3 protein-coding genes are annotated in these 2,475 nt (G+C 66.5%); 2 read left to right on the top strand and 1 reads right to left on the bottom strand.

Features of this window, described 5'->3' with window-relative positions:
* Positions 1-1,016: helix-turn-helix domain-containing protein (locus EN750_RS29135; protein ID WP_127398813.1), on the bottom strand; the 1,016-nt coding region annotated here is incomplete at its 3' end.
* 306 nt (positions 1,017-1,322) lie between these two features.
* On the opposite strand from EN750_RS29135, the gene EN750_RS29130 reads away from it, so the two are divergent.
* Positions 1,323-2,075 carry a thioredoxin family protein gene (locus EN750_RS29130; protein ID WP_013530710.1) on the top strand — a complete coding sequence of 251 codons (753 nt, stop codon included), beginning with the start codon at positions 1,323-1,325 and terminating at the stop codon, positions 2,073-2,075.
* Positions 2,076-2,158: 83 nt separating this feature from the next.
* Entirely contained in the window at positions 2,159-2,419 is a 261-nt protein-coding gene (locus EN750_RS29125) for a hypothetical protein (protein WP_127267446.1), read from the top strand.
* Positions 2,420-2,475 lie beyond the last annotated feature (56 nt).

Below are 2,475 nucleotides of genomic sequence, written 5' to 3'. Positions count from 1 at the left end.
AGGAAAGCCAGCACCGCCGCGTGCCGCTCCTCGATCGGCCGCGCCAGCACCAGCACCTCGCGTGCCTGGCGCGGCGCCAGCGCGAAGCCCTGGCTGGTCGCGCCGATGTCGGCCAGGCCGCGCAATTCGGTGCGCAGCCGGCCGATCTCGACCCGCAGCCGTGCCCGGTGCGATTCATCGGCGTGCCTGCCGCCGAAGGCTTGCGCGATCAGCCTCGCCCTCGACACATCGCCTGGCCACGCTTCGGCGAGCGTACGGGCCAGCGCAAACAGCACCGGGCGCGTTGCCAGCGAGACCCTTTTCTCCTGTTGGCGCACGACATAGCGAAAGCTATCGACCAGCAATGCCGGCGACGCTTGCAACGCCTCGACGTCCTCAAGCAGCAACGAGCGCTGCTCGCCAGCCGCGATCAGCCGCGCCGCCGGTGTGTCCAGCGCCAGGAATGCGCGATCGACTTCAGCGATGAGCCCCGCAATGCCGGCCTGGCGGGCGGCGTGGCGTGCCCACTCCAACGCCCTGCGCGCCCGCTTCGTCTTGAGGCGCCGCATCGCGATGCCGGCGACGGCCAGCTCGTGGGCGGCGCGCGAGGCCGGCGGAAGCGGCATCGGATCGAGCCCGCGCAGCACGTCTTCGGCCTCGTCGAGACGGCCGATCAATAGCAGGCGGCGCACCTTGAGGTGGCCGGCATGCGCTGCGTTCAGCCGGTCGCCATGCTTTTCCAGCATCGCCCGCGCCGCATCCAAAGCCTTGGCCGGCCAGCCGAGATCGCGTGAGACCAGCGCGATCTCGGCCTCGGCAACGACGCATCTGGCACGCGCTACCGCTTCTTTCGGGCCGAAGCCACGCGCGGCACGCCGCAGCAGCGCCTTGGCGCGATCAAGATCGCCAAGTTGCGCCATGGCGATGCCGCGCAGCGCCAGCGCCGGCGGATCCTCGCGCAGTGCGACGCGATCCAGCGCGCCGAGCGGATCGCCTCCGGCCAGCGCCAGCGCCGCGGCGGTGATCAGCGAATCCATTCAAATCCCGTCACACTTGTAACTCCCACCCTTGTGCGTCGCCGCCCTAACTTAAATCCGTACCATGAACCGGCAAGCCGCATCGGCCAACTCTATCGGCAACGTGCGGCACGCCAAGGGAGAACCGACAATGCCAACCGACACTCCTCTCCATGACGCGGCCGAAGGCACCGTGAGGATGCGCCACCCCTGCTGCGACGGGCCGGCTCCTGCAAATCCCGTCACACTTGTAACTCCCACCCCCGCGCTTCACCGCCCTATTCTGGCTGACAGCAAGCGACAACAGACTGGCAAAGGAGACGACCAATGACCAAGCACATCGCAATGAAGACCCCGCCGATCGTTTCGAGGCAGGACTGGGAAGCCGCCCGCGAACAGATGCTGGTGAAGGAAAAGGCAACGCTGCGGGCCAAGGACGCATTGGCCGCCGAGCGCCGGCGCATGCCGTGGATGGAAGTCGACAAGGCCTATGTGTTCGAGGGGCCGAACGGCAGAGCGAGCCTGCTCGATCTGTTCGAAGGCCGCCGCCAGCTGATCGTCTACCGCGCCTTTTTCGAGCCCGGCGTGCATGGCTGGCCCGATCACGCCTGCCGCGGCTGTTCGCTGGGCGCCGACCAGGTCGGCCACCTCGCCCATCTCAACGCCCGCAACACCACGCTTGCCTACGCTTCACGTGCCCCGCAAGCCGACATTGCGCGGCTGAAGCAGCGGATGGGCTGGCAGATGCCCTGGTACACAATCACTGACAGTTTCGACAAGGACTTCGGCGTCGACGAATGGCACGGCCACAACGTCTTCATCCGTGACGGCGACCGCATCTTCCGCACCTATCTCATCAACAGCCGCGGCGACGAGGCGATGGGCACCGTCTGGAGCTATCTCGACGCGACGCCGCTCGGCCGCCAGGAAATCTGGGAAGACTCGCCCGAAGGCTATCCGCAGACCCCGCTCTATTCCTGGTGGAACTGGCACGACAATTACGACGCCGGGGCCGACAAGAAATGGGAAGAAGTGTCTGCTGCCGGCGAGGCTGCATTCCGCGACAAGGGCGAGCAGTAACGGTTGTTCAGTCTGGGTTCCTCTCCCCACTCCGTGGAGAGAGGAACCTGTCGTGGCTGGCATGATCATCAAGGATCAAGGCGATGAGCGATATCCATACCGGTGCCGGCAGCACGATCCCGGAAGCCGCCACCCTCGGGCTGGCCGACTGGCTTTGCCTTGCCGCGGCACCGACTTTCGCCGTGATGGCGCTGCTCACCTGCATCTTCAGCGGCGATGCGGCCATGCAGTGCATGGGCATCGACGCCTCGCCCCTCACGGGCATGGCCGCGATGTATCTGCTGATGAGCGCCTTTCATCTGGCGCCCTGGCTGCGGGTGATCTCAGGCCGGCAGGCCCGCTAGGCGCAGCGCGCCATTGCAATTCCAGACACCCCACACATCGGAGAAGACAATGAGAC

The organism is Mesorhizobium sp. M7A.F.Ca.ET.027.03.2.1 (genome assembly GCF_003999175.1).
GTDB lineage: Bacteria > Pseudomonadota > Alphaproteobacteria > Rhizobiales > Rhizobiaceae > Mesorhizobium.
Note: the sequence above shows the minus strand (reverse complement) of the source record. Positions and strands in the feature narration are given on the sequence as shown.

What these genes read in the sequence shown, in the direction of transcription:
- EN750_RS29130 (WP_013530710.1), top strand. Translation starts at nt 1,323, where the DNA reads ATGACCAAGCACATCGCAATGAAGACCCCGCCGATCGTTTCGAGGCAG.
- EN750_RS29125 (WP_127267446.1), top strand. Translation starts at nt 2,159, where the DNA reads ATGAGCGATATCCATACCGGTGCCGGCAGCACGATCCCGGAAGCCGCC.